General features: G+C 70.4%; 16 protein-coding genes. 6 read left to right on the forward strand and 10 right to left on the reverse strand.

Annotated elements, in window-relative coordinates:
- Positions 1 to 5 precede the first annotated feature (5 nt).
- Positions 6 to 1,172 (reverse strand): serine/threonine-protein kinase, encoded by a 1,167-nt coding sequence (locus tag BLW81_RS04345; protein WP_083406144.1) that lies wholly within the window; start codon positions 1,170 to 1,172, stop codon positions 6 to 8.
- A 169-nt stretch (positions 1,173 to 1,341) separates the two neighbouring features.
- On the opposite strand from BLW81_RS04345, the gene BLW81_RS04350 reads away from it, so the two are divergent.
- Positions 1,342 to 2,085, forward strand: a complete 744-nt coding sequence (locus tag BLW81_RS04350) for a lysophospholipid acyltransferase family protein (RefSeq protein ID WP_235632282.1) — start codon at positions 1,342 to 1,344, stop codon at positions 2,083 to 2,085.
- A 39-nt stretch (positions 2,086 to 2,124) separates the two neighbouring features.
- A complete protein-coding gene (locus BLW81_RS04355; RefSeq protein WP_083406146.1) occupies positions 2,125 to 3,399 on the forward strand; it encodes an alpha/beta hydrolase in 1,275 nt (424 codons plus the stop codon).
- Here the strand turns inward: BLW81_RS04355 and BLW81_RS04360 are convergent.
- Together BLW81_RS04360 and BLW81_RS04365 are read right to left on the reverse strand one after the other, a co-directional pair.
- On the reverse strand, positions 3,389 to 4,804 hold the full coding sequence (locus tag BLW81_RS04360; RefSeq protein ID WP_083410319.1) for a WS/DGAT/MGAT family O-acyltransferase: 1,416 nt from the start codon (positions 4,802 to 4,804) through the stop codon (positions 3,389 to 3,391). The two genes, BLW81_RS04355 and BLW81_RS04360, sit on opposite strands and share 11 nt — an antisense overlap.
- 23 nt (positions 4,805 to 4,827) lie before the next feature.
- The gene (locus BLW81_RS04365) at positions 4,828 to 6,051 is read right to left on the reverse strand and encodes an alpha/beta hydrolase (RefSeq protein WP_083406147.1); all 1,224 of its coding nucleotides are present in this window, start codon (positions 6,049 to 6,051) and stop codon (positions 4,828 to 4,830) included.
- A 91-nt stretch (positions 6,052 to 6,142) separates the two neighbouring features.
- On the opposite strand from BLW81_RS04365, the gene BLW81_RS04370 reads away from it, so the two are divergent.
- A complete protein-coding gene (locus BLW81_RS04370) occupies positions 6,143 to 8,311 on the forward strand; it encodes an acyl-CoA dehydrogenase family protein (protein WP_083406148.1) in 2,169 nt (722 codons plus the stop codon).
- On the opposite strand, the gene BLW81_RS04375 is transcribed toward BLW81_RS04370, so the two are convergent.
- From BLW81_RS04375 to BLW81_RS04390, 4 genes are all read right to left on the reverse strand, one after another.
- A complete protein-coding gene (locus BLW81_RS04375; RefSeq protein WP_083406149.1) occupies positions 8,312 to 8,743 on the reverse strand; it encodes a hypothetical protein in 432 nt (143 codons plus the stop codon).
- The gene (locus BLW81_RS04380) at positions 8,743 to 9,369 is read right to left on the reverse strand and encodes a helix-turn-helix transcriptional regulator (protein ID WP_083406150.1); all 627 of its coding nucleotides are present in this window, start codon (positions 9,367 to 9,369) and stop codon (positions 8,743 to 8,745) included. Before BLW81_RS04380 ends, BLW81_RS04375 begins: the two co-directional genes overlap by 1 nt.
- 11 nt (positions 9,370 to 9,380) lie before the next feature.
- Complete coding sequence (locus tag BLW81_RS04385; RefSeq protein WP_083406151.1) at positions 9,381 to 9,572, reverse strand: ferredoxin; 192 nt, start codon at positions 9,570 to 9,572, stop codon at positions 9,381 to 9,383.
- Between the two features lie 66 nt (positions 9,573 to 9,638).
- Complete coding sequence (locus tag BLW81_RS04390; protein WP_268875583.1) at positions 9,639 to 12,374, reverse strand: AAA family ATPase; 2,736 nt, start codon at positions 12,372 to 12,374, stop codon at positions 9,639 to 9,641.
- 90 nt (positions 12,375 to 12,464) lie between these two features.
- Between BLW81_RS04390 and BLW81_RS04395 the strand changes: the two genes are divergently transcribed.
- Positions 12,465 to 13,367 (forward strand): alpha/beta hydrolase, encoded by a 903-nt coding sequence (locus tag BLW81_RS04395; protein WP_157897583.1) that lies wholly within the window; start codon positions 12,465 to 12,467, stop codon positions 13,365 to 13,367.
- A 1-nt stretch (position 13,368) separates the two neighbouring features.
- Here the strand turns inward: BLW81_RS04395 and BLW81_RS04400 are convergent, their stop codons facing one another.
- Genes BLW81_RS04400 through BLW81_RS04410 form a run of 3 tightly spaced genes read right to left on the reverse strand, consistent with a single transcriptional unit; the run spans position 13,369 to position 16,804 of the window.
- Positions 13,369 to 14,664, reverse strand: coding sequence for an amidohydrolase family protein (locus BLW81_RS04400; RefSeq protein WP_083406154.1), 1,296 nt, complete (start codon positions 14,662 to 14,664; stop codon positions 13,369 to 13,371).
- The gene (locus BLW81_RS04405; protein ID WP_083406155.1) at positions 14,658 to 15,767 is read right to left on the reverse strand and encodes a CoA transferase; all 1,110 of its coding nucleotides are present in this window, start codon (positions 15,765 to 15,767) and stop codon (positions 14,658 to 14,660) included. The genes BLW81_RS04400 and BLW81_RS04405 overlap by 7 nt, the downstream gene beginning before the upstream one ends.
- 44 nt (positions 15,768 to 15,811) lie before the next feature.
- Entirely contained in the window at positions 15,812 to 16,804 is a 993-nt protein-coding gene (locus BLW81_RS04410; RefSeq protein ID WP_173839574.1) for a MaoC family dehydratase, read from the reverse strand.
- Between the two features lie 33 nt (positions 16,805 to 16,837).
- Between BLW81_RS04410 and BLW81_RS04415 the strand changes: the two genes are divergently transcribed.
- Both BLW81_RS04415 and BLW81_RS04420 read left to right on the forward strand, forming a co-directional pair.
- Entirely contained in the window at positions 16,838 to 17,995 is a 1,158-nt protein-coding gene (locus BLW81_RS04415) for an acyl-CoA dehydrogenase family protein (protein WP_083406157.1), read from the forward strand.
- Between the two features lie 2 nt (positions 17,996 to 17,997).
- A complete protein-coding gene (locus BLW81_RS04420; protein WP_083406158.1) occupies positions 17,998 to 18,726 on the forward strand; it encodes a GntR family transcriptional regulator in 729 nt (242 codons plus the stop codon).
- Positions 18,727 to 18,747 lie beyond the last annotated feature (21 nt).

The raw sequence follows: 18,747 nt of genomic DNA on the forward strand, positions 1-18,747 counted from the left end.
TGGGGTCAGTCGCGCTTCTTGCCGTTTCCGTGGCCCTTCCCATTGCCGGGGCCGCCCTTCTTGGGCGGCTTGGGCGCCTCGACAACCGGCGCTGCGGACGTGGGCGGCGCGGACGTCGTCGGCGGCGGCGGTGGGGGCTGCACGGGTGTGCTCGTGCTGATGGGCTGGGGCGTCTGCGTGGTCGACGACGGGTCGAGGGCCAGCGCCAGCGTCCCGACGACGAGACCCACGAACGCGGCCGCGGCGATCAGCAGTTTGCGTTCCCTGCTCATCGGTTTGCGCTTCGGCCCCGCCGGCACGAAGTAAGCCGCCGACGGTGCGACGACAGGTTGGGCCATCACCTTGGTCGCCGGCCGCGGCGGCGGGGCGGCGCCTGACAGGGCGGCCCGCATCTCGTCGGCGCTGCCGAACCGCAGGCCGGGATCCCGGGCCATCGCGCGGTCGATCGCGGCGGCCAGCGCCGGGTCGGCGTTGGGTCGCACCGCGCCGATCGGCGGCAGCGGCTGATCGAGGATGGCCCGCATCACCGCCGCCGGGTGCTCCTGGGGAAACGGCGGACGCCCGGTGAGCGCTTCGTAACCCATCAGCCCGACCGCGTAGAGGTCGTCGGCCACCGACGCCGGGGCCCCGGCCACCCGCTCGGGGCTCATGTAGGCCATGGTGCCGATGAGCTGGCCGGTCGCGGTGTGGGCGGCGCCCGCGGTCTTGGCGATGCCGAAGTCGGCGACCTTCATCGTGCCGGCGGGCGCGATCAGCACGTTCGCGGGTTTGATGTCGCGGTGCAGCACACCCGCCGCGTGCGCGGTGGCCAGCGCGGCGAGCACATCGTCGAGCATCGCGCGCACCTGCGGCAGTGGCATCGGGCCCGAGGCGATCTGGTCGTGCAGGGTCCGGCCGGGTAGCCGCTCCATCACGATGAACGGGCTGCCGTCGTGGTCACCGAAGTCGTGCACGGCGACGATGTTGGGGTGGTTGAGCGCGGCGGCGGCGCGGGCCTCGTCCTCGAACCGGCGGCGCATGCCGGGGTCGGCGGCCATCGCGGGGTAGAGCAGTTTGATCGCGACCGCCCTGGACAGCCGGGTGTCCCAGCCGTCGTGCACCTCGGCCATTCCGCCCCGGCCCAGAACGCCTCGGAGTTCGTAGCGGCCCGCAAGCAGATCGCGGCCGTCCATAGGGACAAGGTAGCCGTCGCCGCGCAGAGCCAAACAGCGCCTGTTTGTCCTGCACAGCGCCGATCGCTAAACTAGAACACGTTCCAATTTTTCCGTCGAGGGGGAACCCGTGGCCGATACCGAACGCTCGGAGCTCACCAAGTGGGATCCGTCGCTGACCGAACGGGTCATGAGCGTCACCAGGCCGTTCCTCAAGCGCTACTTCCGCACGGAGGTCCGCGGTCTGGACAACGTGCCGCACGGCGGGGCGCTGCTGGTGTCGAACCACTCCGGTGGCCTAATGCCGATGGACGTGCCGATCCTGGCGGCGGAGTTCTACGCCGAGCACGGCTACGACCGGCCGCTCTACACGCTCAGCCACGACATGTTGATGACCGGTCCGACCGGCGATTTCTTCCGCAAGATCGGCTACATCAGCGCCAACCACGAGAACGCCGACCGGGCGCTGCGCTCGGGCGGACTGGTCGTGGTGTTCCCCGGCGGTGACTACGACGTGTACCGGCCGACGTTCTCCGAGAACGTGATCGATTTCGGCGGCCGCACCGGCTATGTGAAGGCCGCGCTGAACGCCGGCGTGCCGATTGTGCCGACCGTCGGCATCGGCGGTCAGGAGACGCAGATCTTCCTGTCGCGTGGTACCTGGCTGGCCAAGCGGCTCGGCCCGATCGCCCGGCTGGCCCGCACCAAGATCGTGCCGATCTCGTTCGGGTTCCCGTTCGGGCTGTCGCTGGTGGTGCCGCCGAACATCCCGCTGCCCTCGAAGATCGTGATGCAGGTGCTGCCGCCGATCGACATCGTCGCCGAGTTCGGTGAGGACCCTGACATCGACGAGGTCGACGCGCACGTGCGCCGCGTCATGCAGCGCGCGCTCGACGAGCTGGCCACCGAGCGCCGGTTGCCGGTACTCGGGTAGGGGTTTCGCAGTGGTCCCGCGCGGCTATGACGGTCCTCGATGACCAGACGCCGTTATCCGCTGCTGCGCGCGGCGGCCGAACTCCTCAATGCCGCCAATGGTGTGCAACCGCTGGGCCGCGAGGGCTACATCACGCTGCCCGTGTTCGCCTTCGGCTGGCCGACCACCGAGGCCGCACCGCTGTATCTGGCGGGTTCGGTGCTCGACGCGGCGCGACGCGGTCTGCGCGGCGACTTCCGTGGCGCCCGCGGGCGAATCGCGTTGGTGCTGACCGCGATCGCGTGGGCGCTGCTCGGCCTGATCGCGTACCGCAACTCGAACGCCCGGCCGTACTTCGAGGAGCCGCTGCGCGAGGCGCTCGGCGACGACTACGAGCAGGTCGCCGCGGCGTCGCAGCCCGGACGGCGACGCCGGCTGATCGGCATCCCGCCCAACGAGCTGATGCGGCGGCGTTACGTCGAGAAGGCCAACACCGTGCAGTACGGCCCGCACGGCCGGGTCAACCGCGCCGACATCTGGCGCCGGGCCGACCTGCCGCGCGACGGCAAGGCTCCGGTGCTGCTGCAGGTGCCCGGCGGCGCGTGGGCCATCGGGATGCGCCGGCCGCAGGCCTATCCGTTGTTGAGCCACATGGCCGATCGCGGCTGGGTGTGCGTATCGATCGATTACCGGGTCAGCCCGCGCAACACCTGGCCCGCTCACATTGTCGACGTCAAGCGGGCGCTGGCGTGGATCAAGGAGAACATCGCCGACTACGGCGGTGACCCCGATTTCGTCGCGATCACCGGGGGTTCGGCCGGCGGGCATCTGTCGTCGCTGGCCGCGCTGACTTACGACGATCCGCAGTGGCAGCCGGGTTTCGAGGACGCCGACACGTCGGTGGTGGCCGCGGTGCCGATCTACGGCCGTTACGACTGGGTGTCGGCGCGGGGTTCGGGCCGCAAGGAGTTCATCGCGTTCTTGCAGAAGTTCGTCGTCAAACGACGTATCACCGACCACCATCAGACCTACGTCGACGCGTCCTCGATCATGCGGTTACGTCCCGATGCGCCACCGTTTTTCGTTCTGCACGGCGCGGACGACTCGATCATCCCGGTACAGGAGGGCCGCGAGTTCGTCGAGAAGCTGCGGGAGGTGTCCGCCTCGACCGTCGCCTACGCCGAGATCCCGCACGCGCAGCACGCGTTCGACTTCTACGGGTCACCGCGGGCGCACTACACCGCGCAGTCGGTCGAGAAGTTCCTGTCCTGGGTACACGCGAAATACCAGGCGGGCATCAAGCCACCGTCGGCGGAGCCGACAATCAAGCCATAGCGGATTCGACGACTGTCAGTTCCTCGGAAAGTCCTGCGGTGCGGCGGATTTCGATGAACGCGCGGACCATCGCATCGGTCAGTTCGTGTGGGTCGTTCAGCGTGGCGCCGTCGGAGAGCACCGAGATGTTGAGCTGGTCGACGTAGCTCCACACCGTGATGTTGAGCCCGCTGCCCGTCGTCAGCGGGCCGACGGAGTAGATCTCGGTGACCAGCGCGCCGCCCACCCGGCCGGGCTCCCGCGGCCCGGGCACATTGGAGATCGGCAGATTCAGGACCTTGTTCTGGCCGTCTTTTTCGGCCAGCCAGTGGAACAACCGTTCGGCGGGCCGCGGAGGGAAGTAGGACGACCACCGGCTCACCAGTTCGGGTCCCATCAGGTGATGGGTTTCCTTGGCCTCGACCGCGGCGTCGTGCACCGCCTGCACCCGCTCGAGCGGGTCGTCGAGTTGAATCGGCACCGTCATCATCACGCCGGTGAAGTAGTTGCCCGAGATCCGGTCTGGTGAGAAGTCGAAACTGACTGGCACAGAAGCCAACAGCGGGTGGTCGGCGTGGCCGTCGTACTTCAGCGAGAGCTCCCGCAGCGCACCCGCGGCGATCGCCAGCACCATGTCGTTGATCGTCACACCGAGGTGCTTGGCGGTCTGCTTGACATCGGCCAGCGCCAGCGTCGCGGTGGCGAACTTGCGCTGCGCGTCGACCCGGTGGTTCATGAACGACGGCGGCGGGGTGAACGGCCGGGTCAGCTCCGGTGAGAGCTTCTTGGCGCTCTTGCGCACCCGCTGTATGCCCTGGGCGGTGTAGCGCATGACGCCGGGCAACCGCCCGATTTGGCGCATGTGGTCGGCGAACGCGGTCCGCACCAGTTCGGCGCGGCCGGGGGGCGGATCGGTGGCGTACGAGTCGCGCTCCCCCTGCGGTCCGGTCTGCAGATCCATCCCGCGCGCAAGCAGATTCGCCGACGCGACCCCGTCGGCGAGGGCGTGGTGGATCTTGCCGAGGACCGCGATGCGACCGTTGGCGAGGCCCTCGATGAAGTACATCTCCCACAGCGGCCTGCTGCGATCAAGCGGGGTGCTGGCGATGCGGCCGACCGCCTCGTCGAGTTCGCGACGGCCACCCGGCGGGTCCACCCGCCACGGCCGGACGTGGTACTCGAGGTCGACCTCGCAGTTCTCCCGCCACATCGGATGGTGGAACTTGAACGGGATGTCGACCAGTTCGTAGCGGAACGGCTCGAGCTTGTAGAGCCTGCCGTGGATGACACGGCGGAAGTCGTCGATGCCGAACGCCCGATCCCCCAGCTCGGAGAGATCGATGACCGCCAGCTTCAGCGTGTGCATGTGCACGGTCGGCGTCTCGGTGTACAGCAGGACCGCGTCCCACCCGCTGAGCCTCTTCACCACGCACCCCTCTTCCGGAGTGCCTATATAACCTCTTTGGCGCCCACCAGCGTTCGATTTCGGTGGATCTGGTTGAGGAACAGCCCGATCCCCTTCGCCGTCGACCCGGTCCTGGCGCCGTCGGTCATGTCGAACGCGTGTCCGGCGCCCGGCAGTTCGATGTAGCTGACCACCGACCGCGACACCGCGCGCAGCCGCTCGACGAACGAACGGGCCTGCGCCACCGGGATCACACTGTCCCCGGTGCCGTGGATGACGAGGAACGGGGGCGCGTCGCGGTGCACCCGGGCGATCGGGGACGCGGCGCGGAACACTTCGGGGTGCGTGTCCTGCTTGCGGCCCACGACGATGCGCTCGAGGAAGTCCATGAAGCGCGCCCGCTCGACGGTGGAGCGGTCCTCCCAGTCGTAGCGGCCGTAGATGCCCACGACGGCGTCCACCGAGGTGTCCGAACCCTCCGGCAGCTCGGACTGCAGCTCGGGGTCGTTGATGGTCAGACCGGCCAGCGCCGCCAGGTGCCCGCCCGCCGAGGTGCCAGCGACGGTCACGAAGCCGCGGTCGCCGCCGAACTTGTCGACGTTGGCGCGGGCCCACGCGATCGCGGTCTTGACGTCGGTGAGGTGGGCCGGCCACCGGTGATGCGGCGCCACCCGGTAGTCGATCGACAGGCACACCCAGCCCATCTCGGCCAGGTGCGACATCAGTGCGTAGCCCTGCAGAATCCGGCTGCCGTGCACCCACGCCCCGCCCGGCACGAAGATCATCACCGGCGCGGGCTCGGCGGGCAGTTCCCTGGGCCGCCACACGTCGAGCAGCTGCGACGACCGCGGTCCGTACTGCACCGACGTGCGGTACACGTTGCGGCGGTGTTCGCGCAGCTTCCACAGCGGCGGCACCGACTCCGGCTCCGGCCAGTCGCCCGTGAGGTCGTTCGCGTTGACGACGCCCCGCAGCGCGGCCTCGGTGATCGCGCTGGTGCTGTTGCGCTCGCACTCTTTGAGTTCGGCGTCTTCGGGATTGAGCAGGGACTTCGCTGTCGCGGCCAGGAAGTCGGGCAGATGGCGGTACCCCCAAACCCCCATCGCGGTCACGACGCCCAGCGGTTCGAGGTGCTTGCCGACCACCGGTAGCGAAGCCGACGCCACGCTCATCGCCAGCATGTAGTCGGATGGCCCTGCGTTCAGCAACCATCGCGCGCGGGTCAGCCACGTCGGGCCGGGATACCGGACATCCGGTCGCACCGTCATGGCGCGACTGTACCCCCAAGGTTCGCGCGCAGAAGACAACATTCGCCGAAGTGTCTACCCTCGACTTTTGCGCCGCGGTTAGGCTGCCGTCGTGAGTAAGTCAGCGCTTGCCATCACCGAAGAGCACATCGACCTCGCCGACGCCGTGTTCGGCCAGCTCAACCGCGTCGACAGCCGGGCGGCGGCGCGCGCCACGCTGGAGGACGGGTCCTCGCATCCCGAGAAGATCTGGGCGGCCGCGGCCGACCTGGGCTGGACGGGTCTGGCGCTCGCCGAGGAGCACGGCGGTTCGGGCTTCGGCCTGGCCGAGCTCGCGGTGGTGCTCGAGGCGCAGGGGCATGAGCTGTGCCCGGGTCCCTTCCTGCCGAGCGTCGCCGCGGCCGTCGTCATCGACCGGTGTGGGTCGGATTCGCTTCGCGCCGAACTGCTTCCGGGCCTGGCGGACGGTTCGACGGTCGGCGCGCTGGCGGTGTCGGGCAGCATCACGATCGGTTCGGACCTGACCGTGACCGGCGAGAGTCCAGCCGTGCTGGGCGCCCCGGATGCCGGCCTGCTGGTCGTCGCGGCCGGGGAGGACGTCGCGGTGATCGACGCGGCGGCGGACGGGGTGACGGTCACGGCCCTCGAGTCGATGGACACCACCCGCAGCCTCGGGTCGGTCGCGCTGCGCGGCGTCGCGGTACCCGAGGGTCGAGTGCTGCGCGGGGCAGCGCGCAAGGCGCGCACGGTGTTTCGCATCCTGGCGGCCGCCGAGGCGGTCGGCGTCAGCTGGGCGACGTTGGAGATGGCCGTCGACTACGCGAAGGTCCGCGAGCAGTTCGGCCGCACGATCGGCACCTTCCAGGCGGTCAAGCACCACGCCGCCAACATGCTCGTCAACGCCGAGGAGACCACCGCGGCGGCCTGGGACGCCGCCCGCGCCGACGACCTCGACAGCGCGTGGTTCGCCGCGGCCGTGGCCGCGTCCCACGCAATCCGGACGCAGATCTTCAACGCGCAGAACAACATTCAGCTGCACGGCGGCATCGGCTTCACCTGGGAGCACGACGCGCACCTCTACCTGCGCCGGGCCCGCACCCTGGCTGCGCTGATGGCCGAGGCCGGTGACCCGCTGCTCGACGTGGTGGAGGGCCAGCGCAGCGGGCAGGCGCACGGTGCGTCGTTCACGCTGCCGCCGGAGGCCGAGCAGTTCCGCGAGCAGGCGCGCGAGGCCGTCACCACGCTGCGGTCACTGCCGGCCGACCAGCAGCGCGACTTCCTCGTGGACTCCGGCTATCTGGTGCCGCACTGGCCGAAGCCGTGGGGCCGCGCGGCGGAGGTGCTCGAACAACTGGTGATCGAGGAGGAATTCGCCGACATCGAGCGCCCGGACATGGGCATCACGGGGTGGGTGACGCTGACCATCGCGCAGGCCGGCACCGACGATCAGCGCGAGCGCTGGGTCGAACCGGTGCTGCGCGGTGAGGTGATGTGGTGCCAGTTGTTCTCCGAACCGGGCGCGGGTTCGGACGCCGCCGCGGTGCGGACGTCGGCGAAGAAGGTCGACGGCGGCTGGCGGGTGACCGGCCAGAAGGTGTGGACCAGCCTGGCGCACATGTGCCAGTGGGGCCTGGCGACGGTGCGCACCGATCCCGACGCACCCAAGCACGCCGGTGTGACGATGATGGCGATCGACATGAACGCCCCTGGCGTGACGGTGAATCCGCTGCGCGGGTTGACCGGCCACGCGCACTTCAACGAGGTGTTCTTCGACGATGTCTTCGTGCCCGACGCCGATGTCGTCGGCGATGTGAACAAGGGCTGGCTGGTCGCCCGCGCGACGCTCGGCAACGAGCGCATCTCGATCGGCGGCGGTTCGGGTGGCACGTCGGGTTTCACCGGGGGCGATCTGGTCAAGCTGCTCGACGGCGCGCCTGCCGAAACCCGGGCATACTACGTGCGCCGCGCCGGCGAGGTGCTCGCCGAGGCGCACACGTTGCGGCTGCTGAACCTGCGGCGCGTCACCCGCGCGATCGCCGGGTCCGAACCGGGACCCGAGGGCAACGTCACCAAGCTGCTGGTCGCCGAGGCCGGCCAGCGGATGACCGAGCTGGCAATGGAATTGGCCGGTTCGGCGGCCGTCGTGGGGCAGACCCCGACGCTGACGCAGGCCTATCTCGGCAACCGGGCGATGACCATCGCGGGCGGCACCTCGGAGATCACCCGCAACACCATCGCCGAGCGGATCCTGGGACTGCCGCGTGATCCGCTGCTCAAGTAGTCACGCCAGCAGCGCGATGCCGCCGACGAGCAGGGCGGGCACCTTCACCAGCTCAAGCGCGACGTAACCGTAGTGCGCCCGCGACCGGCCGCCCGGATCGGTGCCGTCCGGAGCCGCCAGCACCGCGTCCGAGCGCCGGTTGAGCGCGGGCCGGATCGCCAGCTGCCCGGCGAGCATGACGACGGCCACCCCGACCGCCACCATCGCGGTCGTTCGCGGCGGGTCGAATGCGAAGGCGGCCAGCAGGATTGCCGCCAGCACCACCTCGACGGTGTTGAGCGCGCGGAACACCAGGCGACCGATGCCCAGACCGACCTGCAGCGTCACCCCGGGCGCCCGGAACTTCAGCGGCGCCTCGAGGAACGAGATGGCCAGCACCATGCCCAGCCAGACGAAGACGACCGCGACGGCGGTCGCGTGTGCCGTGCCCATCATGACTCCTCCTTCGGTGCCAGCGTCGCGACGCACATACCGGGTTCGGCGAACGGAATCAGCGTGTCCACGGTGAGCGGCGCCTCCCAGACAGCCAACGCGCCCTGCATGATCCCGAGATGAACGGGACAGACGACATCGCGGTGGCTGACAGCGAGCTCGAGAAACGGACAGTTCTTCAGCGCGATGTCGCCGAGTGTTCCTGTCCGCGGGCGATATTCAGGATCAAATCCGAGTTCGTCGAGGAACTCGGTGAGCCGGTCGACGGCGCGGCCGGGTCCGGACAGGCGCATCCCCTCGGCGACTGCCCACGCGCGACCGGCGGCGACGGCTCGTCCGCGGGGGTCACGCTGCCGGCTCAGGGCGTCGGCAAGGACACCGGCCAAAACGCGATAGTCGCGCGGCCCGTCGGGGTCCATCGTCGCGGTCGCCCGGAACATCATCGGCGGCCGGCCCGGCTTCGCGCGCTCAGGGGGGACGGTCTCCGCCCGGCCGCGCTTCACCAGCGCGTCCAGATGAAAGCGCGCGGTGTTCGGGTGGATCGACAACCGCTCGGCGATGTCGCCGATGCTCAGCGGCGCACCCGCGGTGCGCAGCGCCGCCAGCACGTCATCGCGTCGCCCCATCTCCGGATGGCCTAATCGGCTCGGGACAGCGCCGCGCGTGGGCACTCGGCGACGGCCTTCTCGCTGCGCTCCTCCTCGCCGGGTGGGATGGGGTCGGACGTCACCACCGCATAGTCGTCCTCATCGAGTTCGAATACCGCCGGTGCGTACTTCACGCATATCGCATTGCCTTCGCACCGATCGCGGTCGACGATGACTCGCATGGCCTCACTCCCCGAGTTTCTACAAGCGTCGCTTGTATAAACAATAGGGGGAAAATCCGCCGCCGGCTAGCCCCGCGGGCCCATCCGCCTGCCCAGTTCGGCGCGCGACCGGATTCCCAGCTTGCGGTAGATCTGAGTCATGTTGGCCTCGACCGTCTTTGCACTGATGAACAGCGAGGCGGCGATGTCCCGGTTGGTCATCCCCGAGGCGGCCAACTCGGCGACGCGCTGTTCGGAGGGCGTGAGTTCGGCCGACCGCCCGGCTGCGACGTTGGTGCGCTTCAGTTCGGCACGCGCGCGGTCCGCCCACAGCGGGCTGCCGAGTCGCTCGAAGGTCCGCTGCGCATCGGTCAGTGTGTCGGTGGCGCTCTGCTTCTGTCGCTTCCGGCGCTGCAGTTGGCCGAGCACGAGTTGGGTGCGGGCCCGCTCGAACGGCATCGCGAGCCGGTCGTGTTCGACCATCGCCTGCGCGGCGGCCTCCTCGGCGGCGGCGACGTCGCCCGCGGCGGCGAACATCAGCGCCCGGCACCGCGCGGCCATCGCCAGCATCCAGGACCGGTCGAGCCGGCGGCCGTTGCGCTCCAATGCGGCGACCATCGGTTCGGCCTCGCCGGAGCGGCCCAGCGCGACCATCGCCTCGACCGCGTCGGGCACGAACCCGGCCTTGATGATCTCGGTGCAGCTGATCTGGTCGAACCCCGCCAGCAACGGCTCCAGATCGCGCAGTGCCTGCTCGTAGTCACCGACCGAGACGCTCGCGAAACCCAGTGTCATGATGGGCCATTCGGCCAGCAGCGGGGCGCCGAACCGTTCCGCGGCCTCGATCGCCGCGGTCGCGTCGGCGCGCGCCGCCTCGATGCGTCCCGTGTAGGCCGCCGCCAGACCGCGCACAGTCAACGCGATCACCAGCGGGTGGTCGCCCCCGATCTGCTCGGCGTGTTCGATCGCGTCGTCGGCGACCCGCGTCGCCGCGGAGTAGTCGCCACGCCACACGTGGATCAGCGTGCTCCACACCGAGACGAACAGCATGTCCCCGTCGGCACCGCGGTCGACGCAGCGCTTGTGCAGCACCTCCATGTGTTCGCGCGCCTCGTCGAGGCGGCCCGCCCACGCGAGCACCTGCGCCGCGGTCGAGTGCGCGCGGAACGGGATCGGCACGTCGACGTCGGGGTTCTCCAGCGCGATCGCACGGTTGAGGCTGCCTTCGTCGAAACCGAAGCCGCACAACGCCTTCAGCACTTCCAGGTCGGCGATCGCCTGGCTGGTGAGCACGTCGATCCCCAGCACCTCGGCGTGCTTGACGGCCTCCCGCGCGTTGGCCAGCGCGTCGTCGTAGTCGCCCTGGTTCGCCTGGGCGAACGACAGCATCAGCAGGGTCTGCGCGAGCACCGGCGGATTGTCGTCGCAGTGCTGCAACGCCTCGGTCAGCACCGTGGCGGCCTCGGCGAAGCTGCGCCGGTAGATGCAGATCCCGGCGAGCAGGTTCAGTGCGATCGCGCGCAGCATCCCGGGCCGCACCACCTCGAGCGCCGGGGCCAGCACATCGTGCGCCTTGTCGTGGTCGCCCGCGCGGAAATGGTGGCTCGCCGAACGGATTCGGCGCGACGGCGTGTCCCCGCCGAGCCGGATGGCCAGGTCCAGCAGTTCGGCGGCGGCGCTCGGCGCGCCGCGGGCGCGGGCCCCCTCGGCGGCGTCGTCGAGCGAGCGCAGGATCTCCGGATCGGAGCGCGACGACGCCAGCGCCAGGTGACGGGCCTTGAGTTCGGGTTGCACCACCGCGTCGGCCAGCGCGCGGTGCATGCGTCGGCGGCGCGGCGCCGACGCACCCACGTAGACACCGCGGGCCAGCAGCTGGTGAGTGAAATGCACCCGGTTGCCGGTGATCTCGATGATGCCGCGGCTCTCGACTTCCTCGAGCAGCTCGGTCATCCGGTCGGCGTCGTTCCCGGTGGCGCGGGCCAGCAGCTCGACCGTCGGGTCCGCGACCGCGGCCGCGGCGAGCAGGGCGTCGCTGGCGTCGTCGTCGAGATCTGCGACCCGGCGCTGCACCAGCTCGGCCAACGTGTGCGGGAGTTCGGGTTCGGTGTCGATCGCGCGCGCCATCTCCAGCGCGTAGAACGGATTGCCGCCGGAGACGTCGGCGATTCGCACGATCGTCGGCCGCGGGAGCGACCGGCCGAGCCGGCTGCTGATCAGCTCGTGCAGGCCGCCGAGGCTCAACGGGCTCACCCGGACCCGGGTGAGCGCATCGGGTCGCGCCAGGTGCAGCCAGGACGCGGTGCCGCCCCGGTCCGGTTCGGTGCGTTCGGTGACGACGACGCCGACGCGTCCGCGCAGCCGCCGGGCCACGAACGCCAGCACGTCGCGGCTACAGGCGTCGAGCCACTGCAGGTCGTCGACACCGAGCACGACGGGGTTGTCGGTGGCCATCGCCTCGATGACCGACAGCATGGCGGCCGCCACGACGTGCTGATCGGTCTCGGGACCGCCGGCGTCGTCGCGCAGCAGCACCCGGTTCACGGCGACGCGCTGCACATTCGGCAACGTGGCCAACGCGTCGGGGTCGATGTCGGCGAGCAGATCGGCGACGGTGCCGTAGGCGAGTTTGGACTCCGCTTCCCACGCCCGCGCGGACAGCACGGTGAACCCGTTGTCGCGGGCCTGCTGCAGCGCGGCCAGCCACAACGTGGTCTTGCCGATGCCCGCCTCACCCTCGAGCAGCAGACCCGCCGGCCGCTGCGCGGCCACCGCGACGATCTCGGAGATCGACTGCATCTCGTGCGCTCTGCTAACGACCCCCACCGCCACATCATGACAGTGAGCAAACTTTCCCGGCGAGGGTTACCCAGACTTTGTCTCCTTCGCGTCACCACTGGACGCAATACTGAGCGGGTGCCTTCTCCTGAATTTCATCCCGATCTGCGCCGCAGCGCCCGCCTCGTCCCCAAACAGATCATCACGCCGGTGACCCTGCCCGTGATCCGCATGGTCACCCGCCGGATGTGGCGCAAGGTGCCGCGCGACGTCGAGGGCCTGACGCTGCCGTCCGGCGTCGGGATTCGGCTGTTCCGCCCCGAAGGGGTGACCGGCCCGAGTCCGGCGCTGCTGTGGATCCACGGCGGCGGGTACGTGATCGGCCACGCCGGTCAGGACGACGAACTGTGCCGCCGCTACGCGCGTCGTCTCGGGGCCACCGTCGCGTCGGTGGACTACCGACTGGCGCCCGAACACTCCTATCCGACGCCGCTGGACGACTGCTACGCGGCGCTGCGGTGGCTGGCTGCGCTGCCGTCGGTGGACCCGGCGCGGGTCGCGATCGGCGGCGCGAGCGCCGGCGGCGGGCTGGCCGCGGCATTGGCACTGCTGGCGCGCGACCGCGGCGAGGTCCCACTGGCCGCGCAGCTTCTCGTCTATCCGATGCTCGACGACCGCACGGTCGACCGCGCCGAACTCGACAAACCCGGTCTGCGACTGTGGAACAAGACCAGCAACAAGTTCGGCTGGTCGGCCTACCTCGGCGACGCCGACCCCGAGATCGCGGTGCCCGCCCGGCGCCAGGACCTGGCCGGGCTGCCGCCCGCGTGGGTCGGCGTCGGCACGTTCGACCTCTTCCACGACGAGGACCTCGCCTACGCCGAACGGCTGAAGGCCGCCGGTGTGCCGTGTGACGTCGAGGTAGTCGAGGGGGCGTTCCACGGGTTCGACGGCGTGGCGCCGAAAGCGTCGGTGTCCCGGCAGTTCTTCGAAAGCCAGTGCACGATGCTGCAGCGGGCGCTGACGCCGACCGCCACCTAGGTCACTCGCGCTGGTAGACCATGCGGCCGGCCACGATCGTGGTGTCGACCATGCTCGAGTCCAGGACGTCGAGGACCTCGGCGGGCGGGCCCGCGAGCACGACGAGGTCGCCCGGTTCACCGGACCGGACGCGACGGGCCTGAGCCGGATGGTCGGCGCTGCCGAAAAACATCTCGAGTGCTGCGAGGGGTGCGACGCGTTCGTCGGCGCCGAGCAGATGACCGTTTGCGCTGGTGCGGTGCACGGCCGCCCGCATCGCCCGCCACGGGTCACCGTCGCCGAACGGGCTGTCCGTCGACAACGCGACCGGCACGCCCGCCCGGACCAGCGAGGCCACCCGCCACAGCTCGTGGTGTTCGGCGGCGGGCACGTCGTCGAAATACTGGTCGCCGCGCTCGGCGACGAAGTTGGGCTGGGTCACCACCGTCACGCGGCTGTCCGCGAGCGCGGCGACGCTGTCGTCGGGCACGACGGCGGCGTGCTCGATCCGGTCCCCCGGGTGCCGCCCGGTGTTCTGCAGGGCGGACAGCGTGACGACGAGTTGGGCGGCGGTCACGCAGTGCAGGGCGACCGGCACACCTTGGGCGTGGCGGGCCGCGATCCATGCCGTCAGCGCGTCGAGGTCGAGGTCGGTGTCGTGCAGGATCCGCTTCCCGGGTGCCAGGACGTGCACGCGCTGGCGCAGATCGTGTGCCTCGCGCAGGCCGGTGGTTCCTGCGGCGTCCAGGTCGGGTGTGGCGTCGGTGACGCCGGTGACACCGAATGCGCACAGTCGCGCGCTGATCTCGGACAGCCCGGAGTCGTTGCGCGACAGGGTGTTCGACCAGTCGTCGTCGGCGCTGCGGAGGCGACCGTCGGGGTGGTCGGCCAGCCCGACGCGCTCGAGGCCCGCGGTGTTGAGCGTCCACAGCACACCGCTGCGGTGCTGCACCCGCACCGGCGCCGACGGGGACACCTCGTCGAGCACGTGGCGGTCGAGCGCGCCGGCGGCCGCCTCGTGGTAGCCGACCGCGCGGACCCAGCCGTCGTCGTCGGTCGGCGCCTCGGCGAGTATCCGCTTGAGGTCGGCCCGGCCGTGAACCTGGTCCGGGCCGACGTGGACCGACCGCAGCGCTGCGGCCGCCGAGCGCAGGTGGACGTGGTGGTCGTGCAGGCCGGGCAGCACGGTCCGGCCCGCGGCATCCAGCACGTCCTCGCCGGGCAGCGGGTCCAACTGCGTTGCGACGGCAATGATCTGGTCCTCGACGCGGATGTCGACACCGGCGCCGTCGAGCAGCGTCGCCCGCTGGATCAGCACGCGGCGAACCGTCGGCGGATCAGTTCGTCGACGTCGGGATTGTCGGCGCCCAGTGCGGGCGCATCACCGGTGATCCGAGGCGTTGTCGCGCAGTCGATCTCGCCGTCCTGCGGGAGCGCGGCGTAGGTGGCGGCCACGGCGGCCATGGACATCTCGATCAGCTCGCCGCCGCCGCTGCGCAGCGACTGCGCGACCGCCAGCGCAGCTTCCAGGCCGGTCAACGGGTCGGCGATCGCGTCACCGCGGAACACCGGGCCGTGCTCGTCGGCGCCGACCAGTCCGCCGGACACCGCCGCGTCGTCACCGAATGCGACCCAGTTGCCGCGCTCGTCGTCGGTGCCGTGGCCGGTGATCCGCAGCCAGACCCGGCCGTCGCGCGGCGACACGTCCGTGGGCGACAGGCTGCGTCGTGCCAGCGCGGCGGGGCGCGACGACTCGATCACCACATCGGCGACGTCGAGTAGTGCGCGCAGGCCGTCGGGCTCGTCGAAATCGACTCGGTAGGAGAGCTTTTTGGCGTTCATCCACGCGAAGAACGGTGCCGGGCCGCTGCGGGCGCCGTCGGGCCGGGCGGCGCTTTCGACCTTGACGACGGTGGCGCCGGCCCGCGCCAGCAGCTGCCCGCACAGCGGTCCGGCCCACATCGCCGACAGGTCGGCGACCAGCAGACCCGACGGACCGCGTGTCGTGGTGGCGGCGCCGAAGGGGTAGACCCGCGGCGCCTCGGCAGGCGTCTCGGCCAGCGCGGCCACCGGCAGTCCGAGCAACCGGGCCTGTTCGGTGACGTCGGCGGCGTCGCTGCCTGCGACCCACCGGTGCACGGCGTCCCACGGATCGTCGACGGCGTCGGCACCGACCAGTGCCGGTACCGCCGCGACGTCGTCGGGCCTGGACAACGTGAGCGCGCACCAGCCGTCCCGGCATCGCATCAGGCGGCTCGCCCCACCGGCAGACACCCGGCCCCGCGGCGCGATGTCCAGCAGCGCGGCCCGACCGCCGATCAGCTCGGCGGCGTCGACGGGCACGCCGGTGAAGGTCTCGTACGAACCGGCCACCCGCCGCGCCCGGTCGAGCACGGCGGCGGGGACGGCCAACGACGTCACACCCCCATTGTGCTTTCCGGATCGAGCAAAGGGCGTGTGGGGTCTCAGAACTGCAGTGCGGTGAATCGCCAGTCGAGCACTTCGCGGTCGGGCTCCCCGACCGCGTACACCACCGACCGCAGCGTCAGCACGCCGCCGCGACCGTCCGGCAGCGGGACCGCCCGCTCGACGTGCAACTCGCTGTGCAGCGTGTCGCCCTCGTGGACCGGCCCGGTGTGGTCGCAGGACTGCCAGCCCAGCACCGTCACCAGGTTCGGCAGCAGCCGGCTGGCCTGGGCCAGCGCCAGCCCGATGGTGTGCCCGCCGTACACCAGGCGCTGCCCGCTGACCCGTCGATCATGGTGTGTCGCAGCGATGTTCAACGACAGCCGGGCCAACTCGGGCGCGCTGCTGACGACGTCGCCGGTGCTGTGCAGCACCGTGCCCGCCAGGCCCGCATCGAAATGGTCACCCGCGACGCGCGTGCGGTAGGCCTCGGCGTCCCAGTCCGCGGTCGGGACGGGGGCGGGCAGGTCCTCGGTGCCGATGACCGACAGGTCGTCGGCGTGGCCGGTCTCGCCCGCGCCCTCGCTCAACGGCAGCATCGCGCAGCGGTAGAAGTCGAGCACCATGCGCCCGACCTGGTCGACCGTGGTCATCCGCAGCGCAGCCAGGCCGGTCGGCGCCCGGCCGGGCTTGGTCGAATTCTGTTTCAGGCCAACGACTTCGGTGCGGGTGAACATGGTGTCGCCGATGACGGGGAACCGGTGAAACGTCAGGCCGCGGTAGAACAGGTTGGCCTTGACCCGCTGGGTCACCAGCGTGGTCTGGCCGATCGCCACGTCGCACACCAGCGCCGGATGGGCGAGCGGCCCGGGCGCGCCGGTGACCGCCATCGCGAGTTCGGCGTCCAGGGCCAGGCGCAGCCGGTCGCCAAGAATCGACTGGTGCACGGCGGCGGCACCGTCGGTCAGCGTCATCGAGGGTGCGGTGTCGAAGACCTGCCCGACCTCGAGGTCGTCGAAATAGGGGCCGCTCACGGGTGCCCACTCTGGCATTCGGCCGGACAAAGTGTCAATATGGCCGTACATATGAGCACACTCAGCGAAGAAGAGATCCTGCTGGTCGCGACCGTGCGCGCCTTCATCGACCGCGAGGTCAAGCCCCGGGTGCGCGACGTCGAGCACGCCAACGAGTACCCCGAGGCGTGGATCGAGCAGATGAAGCAGATCGGCATCTACGGGCTGGCGATCCCCGAGGAGTACGGCGGTTCGCCGGTGTCGATGCCGTGCTACGTCGAGGTCACCCAGGAGTTGTCGCGCGGGTGGATGAGCCTGGCCGGCGCGATGGGCGGGCACACCGTCGTCGCCAAACTGCTCACGCTGTTCGGCACCGAGGACCAGAAGCGCCGGTACCTGCCGGACATGGCGACCGGCGAGGTGCGCGCGACGATGGCGCTCACCGAGCCGGGTGGGGGTTCGGACCTGCAGAACATGTCGACGGTCGCGCTGCCGTCCGAGGGCGACGGGCTGACCATCAACGGGTCGAAGACGTGGATCTCCAACGCGCGTCGGTCCGGGCTGATCGCGCTGCTGTGCAAGACCGACCCGGCGGCGACCCCGCGGCACAAAGGCATCTCGGTGGTACTCGTCGAGCAGGGCACGACCGGGCTGTCGGTGTCGCGGGACCTGCCCAAGCTCGGTTACAAGGGCGTCGAGTCCTGCGAGCTGGTCTTCGAGGACTGCCGGGTGCCCGCGTCGGCGATCCTCGGCGGCGAACCGGGCAAGGGCTTCGGGCAGATGATGAAAGGCCTTGAGACCGGGCGCATCCAGGTGGCGTCGCGGGCGTTGGGCGTCGCGACCGCCGCGCTGGAGGACGCGCTGCGGTATGCCCAGGAGCGGGAGAGCTTCGGGCAGCCGATCTGGAAGCACCAGTCCGTCGGCAACTACCTGGCCGACATGGCGACCAAGCTGACCGCGGCGCGACAGCTGACCCGCTACGCCGCCGAGCGGTACGACAGCGGCGAACGCTGCGACATGGAGGCCGGGATGGCGAAGCTGTTCGCCTCCGAGGTCGCGATGGAGATCGCGCTCAACGCCGTCCGGATCCACGGCGGTTACGGCTATTCCACCGAGTACGACGTCGAGCGGTACTTCCGCGACGCGCCGCTGATGATCGTCGGCGAGGGCACCAACGAGATTCAGCGCAATGTGATCGCCTCGCAACTGATGGCGCGGGGCGGCATCTGACGATGAAGCCCGCGCCCGCGTACCAGACGCTGCGGGACCAGCTCCGCGACGAGATCGCCGAGGGCCGCTACCGCGACGGGACGCGGCTGCCGACGGAATCTGAACTCGTTGCGGCGCACGGCTTGTCGCGGCAGACGGTGCGCCGGGCGTTTCAGGACCTGGTGGCCGAGGGCGTGGTGTACCGGGTGCCGGGGCGCGGCACGTACGCCAGCGACGCCGGCGGGCGGTACCTGCGTCAACTCGGGTCGATCGAGGACTTGATGAGCCTGTCCGACGACACGTCGATGGAGGTGCTCAGCGGGCTGCGCAGGCGTGTCGATGTCGATGTCGCGAGTCGATTGCGTCTCGACGACGACGTGGTGTTCACGGTGGCGTTCCGGCGCCTGCACGCCGGGGTGCCGTTCGTGGCGACGACGGTGCATCTGCCGCCGGCGGTGGCCGCTTCGGTAGCGGGTTCGGCGGAGTTGGCGACCGGTGCAGTCGGCACGCAGACCGTGATCGGCCTGCTCGAACCGCATCTCGGCGTTCCGATAGTGCAAGCGGCGCAATCGATCACGGTGGCCGCGGCCGACGCGGCGGTGGCGGATGCGGTGCGCTGCGAGGCGGGGCATCCGATGCTTCGGGTGGACCGGTTGTACTCGGACGCCGACGGCCGACCGGTCGAGTTGTCGGTGAGCCATTTCCTGCCCGAGCAGTACACGTACCGGGTCACGCTGCGCCGCTCGGGCTAGCCGACCGCGGGCGATTTGGGT

This window comes from Mycolicibacterium rutilum (assembly GCF_900108565.1).
GTDB lineage: Bacteria > Actinomycetota > Actinomycetes > Mycobacteriales > Mycobacteriaceae > Mycobacterium > Mycobacterium rutilum.